At 67.8% G+C, this 18,373-nt stretch carries 11 protein-coding genes; 4 read left to right on the top strand and 7 right to left on the bottom strand.

What is annotated here, in order from left to right; all coding sequences use genetic code 11:
- The first annotated feature begins 4 nt into the window (after positions 1–4).
- The gene (locus tag AC2YHA_RS10325; RefSeq protein ID WP_487401426.1) at positions 5–1,348 is read left to right on the top strand and encodes a sensor histidine kinase; all 1,344 of its coding nucleotides are present in this window, start codon (positions 5–7) and stop codon (positions 1,346–1,348) included.
- A 69-nt stretch (positions 1,349–1,417) separates the two neighbouring features.
- On the opposite strand, the gene AC2YHA_RS10320 is transcribed toward AC2YHA_RS10325, so the two are convergent.
- On the bottom strand, positions 1,418–3,940 hold the full coding sequence (locus AC2YHA_RS10320) for a TonB-dependent receptor (RefSeq protein WP_487401425.1): 2,523 nt from the start codon (positions 3,938–3,940) through the stop codon (positions 1,418–1,420).
- A 322-nt stretch (positions 3,941–4,262) separates the two neighbouring features.
- On the opposite strand from AC2YHA_RS10320, the gene AC2YHA_RS10315 reads away from it, so the two are divergent.
- Positions 4,263–4,640: a DUF4147 domain-containing protein gene (locus tag AC2YHA_RS10315; protein WP_487401424.1), complete on the top strand. Its 378-nt coding sequence runs from the start codon at positions 4,263–4,265 to the stop codon at positions 4,638–4,640.
- Here the strand turns inward: AC2YHA_RS10315 and AC2YHA_RS10310 are convergent.
- The 3 genes from AC2YHA_RS10310 to AC2YHA_RS10300 all read right to left on the bottom strand — a co-directional run bounded on the left by AC2YHA_RS10310 (position 4,606) and on the right by AC2YHA_RS10300 (position 12,413).
- Positions 4,606–5,967, bottom strand: a complete 1,362-nt coding sequence (locus AC2YHA_RS10310; protein ID WP_233785486.1) for an HlyD family type I secretion periplasmic adaptor subunit — start codon at positions 5,965–5,967, stop codon at positions 4,606–4,608. The two genes, AC2YHA_RS10315 and AC2YHA_RS10310, sit on opposite strands and share 35 nt — an antisense overlap.
- Positions 5,964–7,664, bottom strand: coding sequence for a type I secretion system permease/ATPase (locus AC2YHA_RS10305; RefSeq protein ID WP_487401730.1), 1,701 nt, complete (start codon positions 7,662–7,664; stop codon positions 5,964–5,966). Before AC2YHA_RS10305 ends, AC2YHA_RS10310 begins: the two co-directional genes overlap by 4 nt.
- A 114-nt stretch (positions 7,665–7,778) precedes the next feature.
- Positions 7,779–12,413 carry a cadherin domain-containing protein gene (locus AC2YHA_RS10300; protein WP_487401423.1) on the bottom strand — a complete coding sequence of 1,545 codons (4,635 nt, stop codon included), beginning with the start codon at positions 12,411–12,413 and terminating at the stop codon, positions 7,779–7,781.
- A 389-nt stretch (positions 12,414–12,802) separates the two neighbouring features.
- Here AC2YHA_RS10300 and AC2YHA_RS10295 point away from each other — a divergent pair, with 389 nt between their 5' ends.
- Positions 12,803–13,303, top strand: coding sequence for a hypothetical protein (locus AC2YHA_RS10295; RefSeq protein WP_487401422.1), 501 nt, complete (start codon positions 12,803–12,805; stop codon positions 13,301–13,303).
- Positions 13,304–13,335: 32 nt separating this feature from the next.
- A complete protein-coding gene (locus AC2YHA_RS10290) occupies positions 13,336–15,699 on the top strand; it encodes a M10 family metallopeptidase C-terminal domain-containing protein (RefSeq protein WP_487401421.1) in 2,364 nt (787 codons plus the stop codon).
- 98 nt (positions 15,700–15,797) lie between these two features.
- On the opposite strand, the gene AC2YHA_RS10285 is transcribed toward AC2YHA_RS10290, so the two are convergent.
- The 3 genes from AC2YHA_RS10285 to AC2YHA_RS10275 are packed head-to-tail and all read right to left on the bottom strand — an operon-like array spanning position 15,798 to position 18,355.
- A complete protein-coding gene (locus AC2YHA_RS10285) occupies positions 15,798–16,229 on the bottom strand; it encodes a hypothetical protein (RefSeq protein ID WP_487401420.1) in 432 nt (143 codons plus the stop codon).
- Positions 16,226–17,443 (bottom strand): DNA/RNA non-specific endonuclease, encoded by a 1,218-nt coding sequence (locus AC2YHA_RS10280; protein ID WP_233785491.1) that lies wholly within the window; start codon positions 17,441–17,443, stop codon positions 16,226–16,228. The genes AC2YHA_RS10285 and AC2YHA_RS10280 overlap by 4 nt, the downstream gene beginning before the upstream one ends.
- Before the next feature lie 39 nt (positions 17,444–17,482).
- Complete coding sequence (locus tag AC2YHA_RS10275) at positions 17,483–18,355, bottom strand: DUF1521 domain-containing protein (RefSeq protein WP_233785492.1); 873 nt, start codon at positions 18,353–18,355, stop codon at positions 17,483–17,485.
- Between the last annotated feature and the right edge of the window lie 18 nt (positions 18,356–18,373).

Raw genomic sequence — 18,373 nt, 5'->3', positions numbered from 1 at the left:
GGTCGTGTCGCGGCTGCGTTCGCTGAGGGCGCTGACGCTCCTCTTCGTCCTCATCTTCCTGGCGGCGACCGCGGCTACCGGATTCGCCACCTATTTCGTCACCCATGCGACCATCGCCCGGCTGGTCGACCAGCGGATCATGGCGGAAAGCAACGCCGTTTCGGGCGGCACTTTTCCCGCCGACCGCGCCGCGGTGATCGCCAGCATCGCCGACTATTCGCACCGGCGCGACACCGGCGACCTCGGGTTCATGCTGACCGACGCCGCCGGGCGCAGGATCGCCGGGAACATCGCGTTCGACCGGCCGCTGCCGCTCGGTTTCTCGACGGTGGGAAAGGCCGACAGGATCAAGGGCCTCACCCACGGCCGCGCGCTCGTCCGGCGCATCGGCAACGGCCTGACGCTGACGACGGTCGCCGAAACCGAGCCGATCGACAATTACGACGGGGAACGCATCCGCATCTATCTGCTCGGCTTCGGTTCGATCGTTCTCATCGTCGTCGTCGGCGCGATCCTGTTCAGCGTGATCGTCCGCCGCCGCATTATCGCCCTGCACCGCACGGCCGATGCCATCATCGACGGCGACATGCAGCGGCGCGTGCCCGTCGACGGATCGGGAAGCGAGTTCGACGAGCAGGCGCAGGCGTTCAACCGGATGCTTGATCGAATTTCCGGGCTGATGGGCGAGATCCGCAATGTCTCCAACGACATCGCCCACGACCTCAGGACGCCGCTCGCGCGCCTGCGCGGGCGGCTGGCCGCCATCGCGCATCAGGCCGAGAGCGCGCCGGTCCGCGACGGCCTCGAGGATGCGATCGCGCAGAGCGACGCGATCCTGGCGATGTTCGCGGCGGTGCTGCGCATCGCCGAGGTGGAAGGAGGCGATCGTCGTGCAGCCTTCGAGACGCTCGACGTCGGCGACCTCGCGGCCGCGATCGGAACGGCGATGCAGCCGGCGGCGGAGGAAGAGCGCCATCTGCTGGTGGTCGGCGAATGCGAGCCCGCGCCGATCCAAGGGGATCGCCAGCTGCTCAATCACGCGCTGGTCAACCTGATCGAAAACGCCCTGCGGCATACGCCCGCCGGCTCGCGGATCGAGATGTCGGTGGCGCGATCGGGACTGGATGCGATCCTGACGGTCCGGGACGACGGCCCTGGCATCGCGCCGGAGCAGCGCGCGCTGGCGCTGCGGCGCTTCGGCCGGCTGGACAAGAGCCGCGCCCGGGGCGGCCACGGGCTCGGACTGCCGCTGGTGGATGCCATCGCGCGGCTGCACCGGGGCGGCCTGACCCTGGAATCGGCGGACCCCGGCCTCAGGGCCGTTCTCACGCTGCCGCTGGCTGGATGACAGGGTTCGGCCCGGGAAGGGGGCTGCGCTTCCCGGGCCGATCGGTTCCCGCCGTTGGGATCGGCGGCGTCAGAACCTCAGCGACGCCTCGGCGCCGAAAGTCCGCGGCGCGTTGAAGTTGCCATAGTCGCCAAGGACGCTGGCGATGCTGCCCGCGGTCGCGCCGGGGGTCGTCGGGGCGCCGGGCAGGCTGTTCGACGGGTCGCGGCGATAGACATATTGCTCGTCGAACAGGTTGCGGGCCCAGATGCTGAACGTCACCTTCTGGCCGGTATCCGACAACTGGATGTCGGCGAGCGACAGGCGTCCGTTGACGATGAACGACGGATCGTTGCGGGTGGCGAACTGGTCGAAGGTCTGGGTCGACTGCGCGTAGTTCGCGTCGAGGTGCAGCGCGATCGCCGTGTCGCCGCCGCCCACCGGCACCCGATAGTCGATCGAGCCGCTGGCGGCGTTGCGCGGCGTGAAGACGATGTAGAAGTTCTGGTACACGTTGGTCGACGTGATCAGCACCGGCGGAATGCGCGTGTAGGTATAGGCATAGGATCCGGTCAGGGTCAGGCCGTCGACCGGCTGCACCGTCAGGTCCGCCTCGATGCCGCGGATCTTGGTGGTTCCCGGCGCATTGATGGTCACGAGGTTGTTGAAATTGCCGGTCGCGGTCGGCTGGATCGAGCTGATGTCGACCTGGCTGTCCTTGCGGTCCATGATGTAGCCCGCCAGGTTGAACCGCGCGCGGTGATCCCAGAAATCGCTCTTCAGGCCGATCTCATAGGACTTCACGTCCTCGGGATCGAACGCCTGGTAGTTCGCGGTGCGCGAGCTGGCGCCGCCGGCGCGGTAGCCGGTCGCATATTTGGCATAGAGGTGCAGCGAATCGCTCGCGTCATAGGCGAGCGTCACCATCGGGTTGAAGCGGTTCCAGGTCTCGTCCAACGGCTGATAGCCGTTCTGCGCCGCCGCTGTCGGATTGGTATCGTAGTTGATGTTGCGCGAATAGTGCAGCACGCCGCGCTTCTTGTCGCGGGTGTAGCGGCCGCCGACGGTCAGGTGGAGCGCGTCGGTCGCGTTCCAGGTGAGCTGGCCGTAGGCGGCATAGCTCTTCGACCAGACCTCCGACGCGCGGTCGATCGAGCGGCAGCCCGGCTGCGACCCGAACCCGCCCGAACCGGTGCACGGATCGAGGATGACGTAGCGCGATCCGACGACGGCGCCGGTGGCGTCGGTGATCGCGACGATGCCGTTGGAGTTCGGCGTCGCGGCGTCATCGCTGACATGCTCGTTGAAGTAGTAGAGGCCGGCGACATAATCGATCGACCCTAGCGAACCGACTGCCTGGAACTCCTGGCTGAACTGATGCTGGTCGAGGTCGGCGAGGCTGTAGCGGCTGAACGCGCAAGGCGCGGCCGCGGTGCAGGCGGCGGTCAGCGCGATTGCGGGAACGCGGTGCGCGCCGCCCGAATTGTCCCACTGCGTCGCCGAGACACCGCGCCATGCGGTGATCGAGCGGAGCTCGAGCTCGGACCCCAGATTCCACTTGAGGATGTTGGTAAACCCGTGGGTCTTGTCGACGCTCGGCTGCTGCGGCACGCCGATGTCGGCGGTCTTCATGCGCGAGTCGCCGTTGACGACGACGCCGGGCAGCAGCGGCTTCACCGCGCCGGTCAGGCTGGTATAGTTGGTGCCGGGCAGGAAGCAGCCCGGCGCCGCCGACTGCGCGCCCGCGACGCATCCGTTGGGATTGTAGTTCAGCAGCTGGCTGTAGAAGGGCGTGTTGGCGTCGTAGCCGACGTCGTAGGAGAAATCATCCGTGACCCCGTCGATCGGCTTCCATCGCGCGGCGGCGCGGAAGCCGTGGCGGTCGTAATAGTTCCAGCCGGTCTGACCGGCGAGCGGATCCTTGGTGGTCGCGTCCTGATGCTGGATGACGCCGTCCAGCTTGACCGAGACGCCGGCGAACTCCGGCAGGTCGAGGTGGAGCTCGGCGTTGTAGCCGCCGTAATTGCTGATACCCGCGGTCGCGCGGCCCTCGAACTTGCCGCTCGGCGCCTTGGTGACCATGCTGAGCGCGCCGCCTTCGGTATTACGGCCGAACAGCGTGCCCTGCGGCCCCTTCAGCACCTCGATCCGCTCGAGGTCGAACAGTGCCGCGTTAAGGCCGTGCTGGCGGCCGAGGTAGACGCCGTCGATATAGATGCCGACGCCCTGCTCGCGCGCGGGCTGGTTGGCGTCGAGCGGCACGATGCCGCGGATGCCGACGGTGAGCGCGCTCTGCCGGGCCTCGAAGGTCGCGACGCGCAGACTGGGAACCCCGCCGTCGGCGAGATCGTACAGGCTCTGGACGTGGCGGTCCTTGATCGTGTCCGCGTTGACCACGGAAATCGCGATCGGCGTCTTCTGGAGGTTCGTCTCGGTCTTCGTCGCGGTGACGACGATGTCCTCCAGTCCCTGTCCGGACGTCTGGGCCGCGTCGCCGGCGGCATCCGGCGCAACCTTTGACGACTGACCCTGCGCGAGCGCGGGCGATGCCAATAGTGCCAACGCGGCGCTTCCGAGCAGATAGGGTAGGCGGATACGGTTTCGGCAGGACACTGAGGAACTCCCTGAACATGATCGTCGTTCGTGGGGTCCCTAGGAGTTAAACAGGTCATTTATGTTACAATCTTTGTAACATAAAAGATGTCATTCTTTCATTTTCGTTTCATTGAAGAATAGATGTTATCAAGCCAAAAATACTTTACGAGTTTATCACTCTTGATAATGGATAATTTGTTAGAATAATTGGCAGGAGAATATCAGTTCCGAGAGATAATAGTAGTTATCTTTGGATATATTCTAGTATGGCTGCTGACATTCAACTCCGCGGAGGGTGCGGCCTCCTTTCAATTCTTCCCTGGTCGGGGAAGGATATCAAATGTCGATCAGTCCGGACCGGCTATCACGCCGGGCAACGATGGCATGGATGATTGAATCAGAGGGGTGGCCGGATGTCGACATCTCCGGCGCGGTCGTCGTGCCCTATGGCTATGCCAGGCCCGCCGGCCGCATCCGGGTCCGCGAAGCCGCACATCCCGTGCCGGATGCCAACAGCGAAGCCGCGGCAAGGGAGATGCTCGAGCTGGTGCAGGGCCTGACCGGCGACGATCTGGTGCTGTCCCTCATCTCCGGCGGCGGTTCGGCGGTGATGTCGCTGCCCGCGCCGGGGCACGCTGGCCGACAAGCAGGGCGATGGCTTCCCTTCAGAGTTGCTCCCGTCGTCAATGCTCGCGGAAGGACGACCAGAAGCTGTTGAGCAGGGGCTCGATCATGTAATCGAGCGCGGTCCGCTTGCGCAGGGGAATCAGGATCTGCGCGGGCATCCCGGCGCGCAGGACGAAATCGTCGCCGCGGACTCGGTCGATCAGGCGGAGCTGCTCATAGGGTACCACGATCTCGCCGGTGAAATAGCTCTGGCCCGACTTCTCGTCGGTGAAGCTGTCCGCAGAGAGCCGCGTCAGGCGGCCTTCGAGATTGGGCAGGCTGCGTTCGTGCAGCCCCGAGAACTTAACCAGCGCGCGCTGCCCGACCGAGAGGTCGTCGGCATCGTCCGGCGCAATGCGGGCCTGGACGACGAGCGGGGTGCGTTCGGGGACGATGTCCATCAGCTTCTGCCCCGGCGCGATAACGCCGCCCGGCGTGAATACCGACAGGCCGACCACGGCGCCGGTCGCCGGCGCGCGGATGGCGGTACGCTCGAGCTGGTCGCGCGCCGCCATCCATTTCGGCAGGATTTCGCCAAGGCTGGTCTCGACCTCGCGAAGGTCGGAGGCGGTGCGCTCGCGGAAGCTGCGTTCGGCTTCGAGCACCTGCAGCTCGCTCTCGCGCGCAGCGCCGCGGGTCTGGGCGACGCTGGCGCTGTATTGGCCGCCCTGGCCCTGCAGCTCGGCGCGCGCACGCTCGAGTTCGCGCATCCGCGTCTGCGAGACGAAACCCTTCTCGGCGACCGGACGCAGGGCGGTGATCTGCTCGTCGATGAGGCGCAGCTGTTCGCGCGCCGAGGCCGCTTGCTCGCCATAGCCGCGGCCCTGCTCGCCCGACTGGGCGACGCGCTGGCCGAGCGCTCCGCGCTGCGCGGCGAGCACGGCGGTGCGCGCGGTAAGTTCGGTCTGTTGGAGGCGCAACGCGGTCGCCGCCTCGGCCTTGTCCTCGGGCGAGAGCGACGCGAACTGAGGTGGCGGCGCGATCCGCGACTGGCCGAGCTGCTCGGCCTCGAGCCGCGCGCGTTGCGCGAGCAGCCGGATCGACTGCGACGCGAGTGCGCGTTCCTGTGCACGGACCTCGGGCGCGGCGAGCTCGATCAGCAGTTGGCCGCGCTCGACGCGCTGACCTTCCCGGACATGGATTCTGCCGACGACGCCGCCGTCGCGGTGCTGGACCGATTGCCGCTGGCCGGAGACGACGAGTGATCCGGGTGCATAGGCCGCAGCATCGAGGCGGACGAAGGCAGCCCAGCCGAGGAACAGCACGAAGAACAGCGCCGCGATCACCAGGCCGGTGCGGATCTCGCCGCGCGGGTCCGCCACCGCCGTCGAGGCGGGCGCGACCGACGTCGCGGGCGGAAGGAGCAGGGCCTCGCTCATCGTGCCGCCGCCTGCGCCGGCATCCGCCGCACGTTCTGCGGCGCGATCTTGGGAAGGACCTCGTCGCGTGCGCCGAACATCTCGACCCGGCCGTCGCGCAGCACCACGATCTTGTCGATCACCGGCAGGATACCGAGCTTGTGCGAGACGACGAGGATGGTCCGCCCTTCAGCCTTCAGCGCGGCGAGCGCGGAGATGAGGGCGGCATCGCCTTCGCCGTCGAGATGGGCGTTGGGCTCGTCAAGCACTAGGATCGCGGGATCGCCGTAGACCGCACGCGCGAGGCCGATCCGCTGCGCCTGGCCGGCGGAAACGCCCCGACCGCCGAGCTTGAGCTGATGGTCATAGCCGTCCGGCAGGTGTCGGATCAGCGGATCGGCGCCGACCTTCTCCGCCGCACGCACCACCGCCGCGTCGATGGCGACGCGGTCGGCATCCAGCTCGCCGGCGAAACGGGCGATGTTCTCGGCGACGGTACCTGCGAACAGGACCGAATCCTGCGGCAGATAGCCGACATGGCGAGCGAGCTCTTCGGGGTTCCAGTCGCGCGTGTCGGCGCCGTCGAGGCGGACCGCACCGCGGTCGGCGGCCATCGCGCCGGCAATCACGCGGACGAGTGTCGACTTGCCCGCCCCGCTCGACCCGACGATCGCGACGACCTCGCCTGGCGCGATCCGCAGCGACACGCCGTTCAGGATGGCGCCGTCACGCGTGTCGTTGAGGACCGTGACGCCGTCGAGCACGATCTCCCCGCGCGGCGGCGGCAGGCGCGTGGGCTCGCCCGCCGCGTCGATGTTGTCGAGCAGCAAGCCCAGGCTGTGATAGCTCTGCCGCGCCTGGACGATCGTCTTCCATGTCCCGATCAACTGCTCGATCGGGGCGAGCGCGCGGGCGATCAGGAAGGAGGAGGCGAAGATCGCGCCCCCCGAGATAAGGTTGTCGACCGCCAGCAGCGCGCCGAGCCCGAGCGCGAGCGACTGGAGCGCGAGGCGCACGAACTTGGTCGCGGTGAGGAAGCCGCCGGTGGCGAAGCTCGCCTCGGTCTGGGCGGTCAGCATCGCTTCGCGCTGGCGGAGTTGACGGGCCACCACCGCGCGACGCATCCCGAGCGCGCGGATGCTGTCGCTGGAGGCCAGCAGCGTGTCCTGGCTGGCATAGGAGGTGCTCGCGATCGCCTGGGCGCGGTCGAGCCGGGTTCGCGTCGCCCTGGCATTGGCCCAGGCGAGCAGCGGCAGCGCCACGCAGCCGAGCACGGCAAGCGCACCGACCCAGGGATGCACGAGGAAGCAGACGAGCAGGTAGATCGGGATCCACGGCGCGTCGAACAGCGCCAGGATGCCCGTGCCGGTCAGCGCGCTGCGCATCGTGTCGAACTCGCGCAGTGCCTGGCGCGCAACCGGCAGATCCGGCCGGCCGAGCGTCGCGTCGAGGATCAGCGGCGCGAGCGTGGCGTCGAGCTGGACGCCGGCACGGACGAGCAGCCGACTGCGGATCCTGTCGAGCAGCGAGAGCGTCGCCAGCGCGAACAGCAGCACTAGAGTGATGAAAAGCAATGTCTGCAGGCCCTGGGTGGGCACCACCCGATCATAGACCTGCAGCATGTACAGCGTCGGCGCGATGTAGAGCAGGTTGATCAGCGCGCTGAAGCCCGCCGCGGCAAGGAAGTGCCGGCGACACAGCGCGAACGCCGCACGCATCGCTTGTCCCGCTGCCGCCACCTTCACGCTGCCGCTCCCCCAGCAAGCCACGCCGCGCGACCGGCCTGGCCGCGCGACGAAGGCAGTATCGGGGCGAATTGCCTTGGAATCAAATCAGAATCCGTGGCTCAGCTCGATCGGCTTCCAATGACCGAACAGGTCGTCGACGAAATCGCCGAAGTCGTCGAGCACGCCGCCGAGGCCAGGCTGATGGTCCGAATATTCGTCAGGCCCGGCAAATTTGACCAGCTTTGGATCGCCGACCCCGAGCAAAGTGACGCTGGTGCCGAGGCTCAGCGTCAGGACCAGGTCCTTCGTGCCGTCGCGGTCGACGTCCTTCACACTGGTGCCGCGGACGGTGACGCCGTCGTCGAGGATGATCCGGTCCTCGGCGGTGTCGAAGTCGCCGATCGTGTCGCTGCCTTCGATGCGGCCGAAGTGGAAGCTGTCGGCACCCGCCCCGCCCCACAACATGTCGTTGCCGAGGCCGCCGAACAGCACGTCCCGGCCGTCGCCGCCCGAAAGCGTGTCGTTGCCGAGATCGCCGAACAGCACGTCGTTGCCGGTCCCGCCGCCCAGCTTGTCGTTGCCGAGCCCGCCGTCGAGCCGGTCGTGGCCGTCGAGCCCGTTCAGCGTGTCATTGCCGAGGCTGCCCGAGAGCCTGTCCTCGCCGGCGGTGCCGTTCAGCGTGTCGGCGAAGATCGAGCCGGTGCGCGTGATCCCGTCGGCGATGCCGGTGACGTTGACGCTCACCGTCGCGGTGCTGGCGAGGCCGTTGCCGTCGGTGACGGTGTAGCTGAACGTATCGACCGCGACGGCGCCGCTCGCCAGCGCGTCGAACGCATCGGCGTCGGCGACATATTGCAGCGTCTGGTGCGCTGGGTCGAAGATGAGATGACCCAGCGTGCCGGTGGCATCGACCGCGCTGATCGAGAGCGCCTGGCCGACGTCGACGTCGCGATCGTTGCCGAGCAGCGTCGCCCAGAGGTTTGCGCTCGTCGCATCCTCGTTGACCGCGACCGTATCGGCACCCGCGACCGGGGCTTCGTTGACGTTGCCGACCGCGATCGTGAAGGTCTGCTGGATGCTGGCGCCGGCGCTGTCGGTCACCTTAACGACGATCGCGTAGCTGGCGATCGTCTCGTGATCGAGCGGAGCGGTGGTGGTGATCACGCCCGTCGCCGCATCGACCGCGAACAGCCCGCCCGCATTGTCGAGCAGCGCATAGGTCAGCGTGTCGTTGGCGGTGTCGGTGGCCGAGAGCGTGCCGACCACGGTGCCGGCCGGCAGGTTCTCCGCGACGCTCGCATGGTCGAGCGCCAGGTCGGTCGGCGCCATGCCGAGCTTCAGCAGCGCGAGCTGCGGATCGTGGTCGGTCGGGCGGCTGCCGGTGATCTGCGAGTTGAGATGCACCGAATCATATTGCGCGCCGCCGAGCAGGCCGCCGGTGACGAGGATGTTGTCAATCTGCTGGGCATTGCCCTCGAACAGGTAGCTGTAGCGCTCCTCATCGGGCAGCAGCGTGTTGAGGTTGGTCAGCACGCCGCCCTTCGCCGGATCGGTGAGTTGGGTCTGGGCATCCTCGAAGTAGAAGCCGTTCCAGTCGCCGAGCACCGCGATGTTCATCGCCGGATCGTCGGCGAGATGCTCCTGGATATAGGCCTTGACCCCCGCCGCCTGCGCGGTGCGGGCGGCGTCGCCGGCATTGTCGGCGGGCTGATTGTTGCCGAGCAGCGGATCGCTGCCGAGGCGTGAAGTGAGGTGGACATTGATCGTGGTGATCGTCTGGCCGGCGAACCCGAACTGCGCGACCAGCGGGCTGCGGGTGCCGGCATAGGCCGTGCCGGTGATCAGCTCGGCGCTGCCGTCGATATAGTCAACGCGGTCGAGATTATAGAGATAACCGTTGCGGATGTTGCCGCCCGGCTCGCCGCCGGTTGAGCCGGCCACGGTCGGCGCGACCTCGACATAGGCATAGTGCAGGCCCGACGCCTCGTAGATCGCGTCGATCAGGCCCTGCGCCGTGACCGTGCCCGATAGGTCCGGACCCGAGCCGGCGCCGTCCGCGTCCTGGACCTCCTGGACCGCGACGATGTCCGGCGCCTTGAGGCTGTAGACGATGTCGTTCGCCAGGATGTCGAACTTGTTGTCCGACGTATCGAGATTCTCGAGGTTGTAGGTCGCGATCGACAGGTGGTTCGCGTCGCCGGCGAGCGTCGAGCTTTCCCGGCCGAGCGTCGCGTCCTTGGTGACGGTGACCGCTTCGGTCGCGATCACCTCATATTGGTCGAAGGAATAGTTGACGACGCCGGTGACGCTGCTCAGCTGGTCGCCGATCGTGTAGCCCGGCGCGAAGCCGGAGAAGATCGCGCTGTCGTCGTCGATCTGGATCTTCTCGGGATTGTAGTCGCCCGGCGCGATGGTGATGCCGCCGCGGTCGTTCATGCCGGTGGCGCCGGCGCCGTGCGAGGCGACGACGTCGGTCTCGCCGAACGCGTTGGTGTTCGACACGGCCTGCGGCGCGTCGATGGTGACGCGCATCCCCTCGAGCGATTCCCAGAAGTCGAGACCGTCGTGCGCGGGGTCAAAGCTTGTGAAGTTGTCGTCCTCGATCACCTCGCTCGGCGGCAGGATGCCGCCCGCGCCGATCAGCACCGCAGCCGGCAGCGCGTTGCCCGTGCTCTCGACATTGATCGTCGGCGCGGTGATCTCGGTGACGGTGAGCCCCTGCGCGTCGCCCGCGAACTCGGACACGGTGCCGCTGACCGACAGGCCGTCGCCGACATGGACGGTGGGCGCCGAGCCGGTGAAGACGAAGACGGCGTCGGAGGTCGCGGCGTTGCCGTCGCCCTCGGCCGACTGGAGATAGAAGCCGTTGCTGTCGACCGCGGTGACGATGCCGGTGGTGGTGACGCTCTGGCCGACATAGGCCGACTGGTGGCCCTCGCCCTGAATCGCGCCGATCGACAGCGCGATCGGGTCGTCGTTGGTGATGATGCCGACCGCATGGGCATCGTCGACGACCACGTCGCCGGTGGTGGCGCCGAGCGTGACCGACAGCGTCTCGTTGGCCTCGCCGATCGTGTCGCCCTTGATCGGGATCACGATCTGCTTCGAGGTCTCGCCCGCCGCGAAGCTGATCGTGCCGGCGAGCGCGGCGCCGGCAGCGAGGTCGTCGGCGGTGGCGGTGCCGTCGAGATTGACCGCATAGCCGACGCTCGCCGCGAGCGCGGTGCCGCCCGCGCGATGGACGGTGAACACCAGGTTCGAGACGCCGTCGTCACCCTCGACCGTGCGCGCGTCGTCGATGCGCAGGTGGCCGGTGCCGGTCGGCGGCAGGAAGGTCTGGCCGGCATTGACGCTGCCGAAGCTGTCGTCGGCGCCTTCGACCCAGGTGAAGTCGGCCGCGCTCGAGCCGGTGCCGGTGAGCTGCAGCGACAGCCCGGCACCCGGCGCCGGCTCCTCCGACACGCCGATGTCGGTGCTGGTCACGCCCGCAGCCGGGGTGCCGGCGGCGGCGGTGAAGGTGCCCTCGTAGGACAGCAGCTGGATCACGGTGCCGTCGGGCGCGATCAGCGCGACGCCGTCGGCGGCGCCGTTCTGCAGCCCGTTCACCGGATAGCTGAACGAGACGGCGCCGAAGCCGTTGCCCTCGTCGTCGATCACCCCCGACAGAGCGGTGGTGGTGTAGCTCGGCGCGGCGTCGGGGGTGTTGCTGCCGTTGTAGAGAACCAGCTTGTAGCCGCTGAGGTCGGTCCCGGCGATACCCGCGATCTCGATCGCCTCGCCGACGTCGGTGCCCGAATTGTCGTAGTGGATCTCGTTGATGAAGACGTTGGCCGGTGCGGCGGGCGGCGCCGCGTCGTCGTTGGCGATCGTGCCCGTGGCGCTCGCATCACCCAGCGTCGCGCCGCCCTGCGGATTGCCGAGCGTCACGGTGAAGGTCTCGTTGCCCTCGAAGCCGGTGTCGCCCTGGACGGCGATGCGCACCTCGGCGGTGGTGGCGCCGTCCGCGAAGGCGACGGTGCCGGTGGTCGGGATGCCTGCGGCGAAGTCGTTCGCATCGGCCGCGCCGGCACCGCTCCCGAGCTCCAGCGACGAGGTCGCCGAAACGGCACCCGCACTGCCCTCCGCGCGCGTGACGGTGAAGATGATCTCGTGCGTGCCGCTGTCGCCCTCGGCCACGGTCGCGTCGGCGATGCCGAGCATGCCGGCCGACGGCGGAACGATGCCGCCGAAGCTCTGGCCGACGTTGACCGCGCCCGGCGTGTCGTCGGCGATCAGCGACCAGCTGAAATCACTCGCCCCGGTGCCGCTGCCGGTGAGATCGATCGAGGTGCCGGCCTGCGCGCCGTCCTCGTAGACGCCGACATTGGTGCTGGTCATGCCCGCGGCGGGGCCGTCTGCGGCGGTGAAGCTGCCTTCCCAGCTCAGGAACTGGACGACCGTGCCGCTCGCGTCGACCAGCGCGACGCCGTCGGGCTCGCCGGCGGCGCCGCTGCCGCCGTTCTGGATGCCGTTGGCCGGATAGGCGATGCGGATCGCGCCGAAGCCGTTCTGCTGGTCGGCGATAGTGCCGCTCAGCGTGACCGTGTTGTAGGCGGTGCGCTGCGAGGGATTGCCGTTGTAGAGGACGAGCTTCCAACCGGTCAGGTCGGTGCCGGCGGCACCGGCGATCTCGACGAACTCCCCGGCGTCGGTGCCGGCATTGTCATAATGAATCTCGTTGATGAACGCGTTGGCTGGCATCGAAATTCCTCCCCCTCAGGAATGCTGCGAACCGCTCGGGCCTTCGGCGAGCGTACCGGTGATCCGCCGTCGCTAGGTCCGGTCTATGACAAGGATATTGCGCTCCCTCGCTTGTCGAATAGTCTGACGATGCACCGCGACGCAGCCGGCGAGAAGAGCTCCGAATTGGAGGAGGCAAACGGCTGGTCGCTCGAATCGGGCCGCTCGTCGCCCGGCGCCGGAGGTCATGGCATGGTTGGACGATAACCGCTTGTCCCGACACGCTTTGTTGCCGCACCGCGGCATCAAATCCCGCTTGACCGCGATCATCGGCGGGTTCTAGCCTTCGCTTCTGTCATTCAGCCGCACCCGCGCGCGGGCCGGCCAATGGAGCGGGTTATGCGATGGGGGTGCGCGGAATCCCGGGTCGCCTTCTGGTCGGGTCGATCGCATTGATCGGCGCGGCTCCGGCTGAGGCGCATCCGGCGCAGCGCGAGCCGACCACGCCGCCGCTTTCCGCGCAGGGCATCGCCAGCGTCCGCATCCTCTGCCTCGTCGAACCGCAGGACGGCAGCGCGCCCGCGATCCGGACCAAGCTGTGCGATCAGGTCCGCGACGCCGCGTCGCGCGGGGCGCCGGTTCCGGTCTCGACCGTCGGGTTCGGCGATCCGGCCGTGCTCGACCGTTCGACCCTCACCATCCTGGTCCACGCCGCCGTGCAGCGCGTCGGCGGCGAGCCGCTGCTGCTGCTCGGCATCCGGCCCTATCGCAGCGCTACCGAAGCGACGCTGCTGTTCGGGCCGCCGCCGGTGGCGATCCCGTTTGCCGGCGGCGACCCCGCCGCGCCTGAAATCCGCGCCGCCATCGACGGCGCACTCCGGCAAAGCCTGCCGTGGCGGAGTCCGGACTGACAGATCACCAACGGCCAACAGAGGGGAGTCCAATGGCCAAGGTCAACGCGAAGGCGATCAGCGTGCAGCAGGGTTCGAGCGACCATCTCGAGCCATATCGCGACACCGACCTGCCGGTGGTGGATGTCGGCGACACGATCGCCCTCTACGGCAACGTCGACGGCCAGGGCGGCAGCATTTCGGGCAAGCCGGTGTGGTCGCTCGACCAGATCATCGCCAACCTCAACCGCACCTCCTACCCCGGCACCGGCATCGACAGCCCGCACTGGACCACCGACGAGGACAGCTTCGGCGCCCGCCCGCGCAGCGGCGACGCCACGGTGCTCACCTTTGGCTTCCACACCGCGGAGACGATGTTCGCGGAGCCCTATGTCTATGAGGAGAACGGGCAGCTCTACGGCACCGTCGAATATTTCGGCTTCCAGGAATTCTCCGAGGCGCAGAAGGATGCCGCGCGCGAGGCGATCGGGCTGTGGGACGACCTGGTCTCGGTCCGCTTCGAGGAGACGACGGCGGACAAGGCCGACATCACATACGGCAACTACACCAACCAACCCGGCACCCAGGCCTATGCCTATCTGCCGTACAACTACAGCGCGCCCGACACGCTCGCGGCCGGCGATGTGTGGGTGAACGGCCTCCAGGCGAGCAACCTGCAGCTCGACTATGGCTATTACGGCATGCAGACGCTGGTGCACGAGACCGGGCACACGCTCGGCCTGCAGCATCCGGGCGCCTATAACGCCGCGCCGGGGCTCTCGATCACCTATCCGAACAATGCCGAATATTATCAGGATTCGCGGCAATATACCGTCATGTCCTATTTCAATTCGGAGTTCACCGGGGCCGGGCACATCGACTGGAACCGGCTGAGCTGGGTTTATTCGGCGACCCCGCTGATCCACGACATCGCCACGATCCAGGCGATGTACGGCGCCGACATGACCACCCGCGCCGGCAATACCGTCTACGGCTTCAACAGCACCGCCGATCGCGATGTCTACGACTTCTCCGTCAACACCATGCCGGTGCTGGCGATCTGGGACAGCGGCGGCAACGACACGCTCGACTTCTCCGGCTGGGACAGCAATTCGGTCATCAACCTCAATCCCGGCCAGTTCAGCAGCGGCGGCGGCAGCGGCGTCGTGCCGCTCGAGGTGCTCAAGGCGCGCGGGCTGCTGCCGGCGAGCTACACCGAGGAACAGTATCTGGCGCTGCGCACCCGCTACAATGCGGTCGACGGGATGCTGCACGACAATATCTCGATCGCCTATGGCGCGTGGATCGAGAATGCGGTCGGCGGCGGCGGGGACGACTATATCGTCGCCAATGCCGTCGCCAACGTGCTGACCGGCAACGGCGGGACTGACACCGTCAGCTATTATCAGGCGACGGCCGGCGTGACGCTGTCGGCCGCGGCGATGCGCGGCCTCTCGGGCGACGCGGCCGGCGACCGCTATGTCGGGATCGAGCATTTCGAGGGGAGCGGCTTCAACGACACCCTCCTCGGCGGCACCGCGAACGACTGGCTGTCGGGGCTGGCCGGCAACGACCGTATCGACGGCGGCAACGGCCGCGACACTTTGTTCGGCGGCGACGGCAACGACACCCTCGACGGCGGCAACGACAACGACACCCTCGACGGCGGTGCCGGCAACGACACGCTGCGCGGCGGCAACGGCGCCGACACGCTGAGCGGCTGGGACGGCAACGACACGCTGGAGGGCGGCAACGACAACGACACGCTCGACGGCGGTACCGGCGACGACGTGCTGATCGGCGGGAACGGCCGTGACGTACTGATCGGCGGCGCGGGCGTCGACGTCCTCGACGGCGGCAACGACGACGACACGCTCGACGGCGGCGCGGACGATGACACGCTGAACGGCGGCAACGGCCGCGACGTGCTGAGCGGCGGCGACGGCAACGACGTCCTCAGCGGAGGAAGCGACGCCGACACCATCACCGGCGGCCTCGGCAACGACGCGCTGGCGGGCGGCAACGGCAGCGACATCCTGATCGGCAGCGACGGCGACGACCGGCTCGACGGCGGCAGCGACAACGACCGGCTGTTCGGCGGTGCAGGCGACGATATCCTGACCGGCGGCAGCGGCAACGACGTCTTCGTCTTCGCCGATCTCGGCGGGACCGATTCGATCACCGACTTCCGGCGCGGCGACCGCATCGACCTGATCGCGATCGACGCCGTCGCCGGCGGCGGCGACGACGCCTTCCACTGGATCGCGTCGCAGGCGTTCAGCGGCACCGCGGGCGAGCTGCGCGCCTATAATGACGGAGGGTCTTTTGCCCTCGCGGGTGATGTCGACGGCGACGGGGTCGCCGACTTCATTATTCACTCGAATGCGTGGATCACCCAGGCCGACGTCCTGTTTTGAGAGGCCCCAGGGTCGGATCGACATTCAAGCATGTCGCACGGCTAGGCCTAAGCCCTTCCCCTGAAAAAGAGGGGGTTAGGCCTAGCCGCCCTAACGGCTCAGGGCTTGAGCTTCTCGACCATCTCGGCGTGGTTGGCCGGCGTCACCACCCAGTCGCCGGCATCGTCGTAATCGAACTTGATCGTGACCTTGGGGCCGGGGCGGGTGAGCTGAACCAGGCAGCGCGTCCAGCGCTGGCCGCCGGCCGCCATGGTATCGGCAAGCTCGACCGCGCGGTCGATCACGTCGAAATCGTCGGGCGTCTCCGCTTCCCAGTCGTTGTCGGGAAGATAGACGAAGCCGTACATCCGCTTGCGCTGGGCGACCTCGATCACCAGCGCGATCCCCGACCAGTCGCGGCCGGCATAGTTGCGGTCGGCGACGATCTTCTGCCCGATCTCATTGACCAGCGCATCGGCGCGTGCCTGATCGAATGCCACGCTGCTCATCGCCACCATCTCCACGGGCGCCGCCGGTGGGGCGCCGATCACTTGCCGAGCATCTTGCGGATGTCCGCCGTCGAGACGCGGTCGAACGTCTGCCCTGCCGCATTATCGAACAGTTCGCTGTTCTTGAAGACCCGTTTGCCGGCCTCGTTGAACACCTCGTAGACCACGCCGACCTGCGCCGGCCGGTCGGCGGTGCCGCCCTTCAGCGCGACGTTGACCTTCACCGTGGCGCCGGCCTCGATCCAGGCGGCCCACTCGTTCTCCATCGTCTTATAGGCGGAGCGGTTGAAGTTGAAGTTCTGCGGGAACATGTTCCGCTCGCCCTGGTCGGGCATGAAGCGGTGGCCGATGATGTGGCCGGCATCGTCGTCGTCGAGCCCGCGCTCGCGCACGCGGTCCTGCGCGGAGAGCTCGTCGCTGCTGCGCTTGGTGCCGGTGGGCTGGACCTCCGACAGCGTCGCGGAGGCCGAGGTGGGGCGGCCGTTGGCGTCGATCGTCCAGGTGACCTCGTTCCTGCCGACGTGCGCCGTGTGGACGCCGGCAGCGGCGACATCGTCGACCTTCTTCGCCGCCGGCGAATAGAGCTCGTCGATCTGGCGCTTCATGCTCGACAGCGTGTCGCGCGCCGATTGCGGCAGCCGGTCGAGGATCGCGTTCGGCGCCGCGCCGATCGCGTCGGAGATCTTGCCGAGCGCCGGCCGGATCGCCTGGGCGAAGGCGCTGTCGGTCCTGGCGATCTCGACGGCGTTCACCACCGTCTTGCCCCAATGACCGAGCTTGCCGAGCTTGGCGGCGTCGCCGAGGTAGGGGATCATGCTGACCGCCGAGATGCCGGCGCCCAGCCAGTCGCCGCGGAACAGCGAGATGATGCCGTTGGCGCCGTCGGAGATCGGCGTCGGATCGAACAGGCCGGCGACGTCGAGCCCCATCTGGGTGAGGTCGAGCGCCAGCTCCTTCTGCGCTGGGGTGAGGCCGGCGGGCGCGGTGCCGCCGGCGCGCTGCTGCGTGGAAATGGCGTCGGGCAGCAAGCGGTCGAGCTCGCCCTGCTGCACCGGCGACAGATCCTTGCGCGCCGCCTCGATCGCGTCGGCGGCGCCCCTGGGATCACGCAGCGAGAGCTCGGCCAGGTCCCTGGTCAGGCCCTCGACGTCGACGCCCTTGCCCGTCCTGTTCGCGACGACCAGCGCCTCGCCGAGGCCGGTGGTGTTGCTCAGGGCCTTCGTCGCGTCGGTGACGCCGTTCACTCCGCCGACCATTGTCTCACCCTCGCTTGCGTGTCCCGGGAGCCGTGCCGATCAGACGAGAAGGATCGGGCGATAGGCGGCGCTCGCGCTCGCCTCGGCCGAGCCGCTCATCCCGGACTGATAGCCGGCCGCGAAGGCGCCGAAGAGCAGGAAGGATTCGATCATCTGGCTGGCTTCGGCCAGGCTCGGCATCTGGCTGCCGGGGCCGTAGATCTGGCCGGGCTTGGTGAGGTTGGCGTCCGCCTGGGTGACTTTCGTGCCGAGCTCGGTCTGCCAACCGCCCGCCGCCTCATGCACGGTGAAGCCGTCGCGGGTCGCCGCATCGAGCGCGTAGCCGTTGGTCGAGACGTTGACCGAGAGGTCGCCGAGCTGGTTCTGGCTGATGCCGTCGATCACCACCGCATTGTCGCCCTTGGTCACCACCACCTGGCTGGCGAGATATTCGTTGGGGTTCTTGGCATAGGGCTCGGTGTTGATCGTGATCTTGGTGCCGTTGTCGAGCTGGAAGGTGGTGGTGCCGTAGAAGTCGAACTGGCGCTTGCCGTTCACGTCGACGTGCGGGTCGCCCCAGATCTTGGTGCTCTCGCCGGTCTTTTCGTTGAAGATCGTCATCTGGCTGTTGCGCTCGTCGATCTCGAGGCGATAGCCATCGCCAAGGTCGACCTTGGCCGTGCTCTGGCCGGTGAGCTGGGCGGTGAAGCCGCCGCTCGGCTGCAGCGCCCCGAGGTCGGTCGAACCCTGGGCGAGCATCCCGAACTGGATCGCGAAAGCCGACGGCAGCGATGCGAAGGCGAGCGGGCCCGCGTTCAGCGGCCGGAAGTAGCTGCCCATCACGCCGGCGGCGAGGATCAGGCCTGCGCCGTTCACCGCGGTGTTGAAATTGGCGGCGAGCTGGGCGCTCTGGCCCGGGTTGATCGTTGTCATGCCCTGTCCTCCATCTCC

This window comes from Sphingomonas sp. SRI_018 (genome assembly GCF_057586275.1).
This window is presented reverse-complemented; position numbering and strand designations above follow the sequence as displayed.

Coding starts and splice junctions, on each gene's coding strand:
- AC2YHA_RS10315 (WP_487401424.1), top strand. CDS start 4,263: ATGTCGATCAGTCCGGACCGGCTATCACGCCGGGCAACGATGGCATGG.
- AC2YHA_RS10310 (WP_233785486.1), bottom strand. CDS start 5,967: ATGAGCGAGGCCCTGCTCCTTCCGCCCGCGACGTCGGTCGCGCCCGCC.
- AC2YHA_RS10305 (WP_487401730.1), bottom strand. CDS start 7,664: ATGCGTGCGGCGTTCGCGCTGTGTCGCCGGCACTTCCTTGCCGCGGCG.
- AC2YHA_RS10300 (WP_487401423.1), bottom strand. CDS start 12,413: ATGCCAGCCAACGCGTTCATCAACGAGATTCATTATGACAATGCCGGC.
- AC2YHA_RS10290 (WP_487401421.1), top strand. CDS start 13,336: ATGGCCAAGGTCAACGCGAAGGCGATCAGCGTGCAGCAGGGTTCGAGC.
- AC2YHA_RS10280 (WP_233785491.1), bottom strand. CDS start 17,443: ATGGTCGGCGGAGTGAACGGCGTCACCGACGCGACGAAGGCCCTGAGC.
- AC2YHA_RS10275 (WP_233785492.1), bottom strand. CDS start 18,355: ATGACAACGATCAACCCGGGCCAGAGCGCCCAGCTCGCCGCCAATTTC.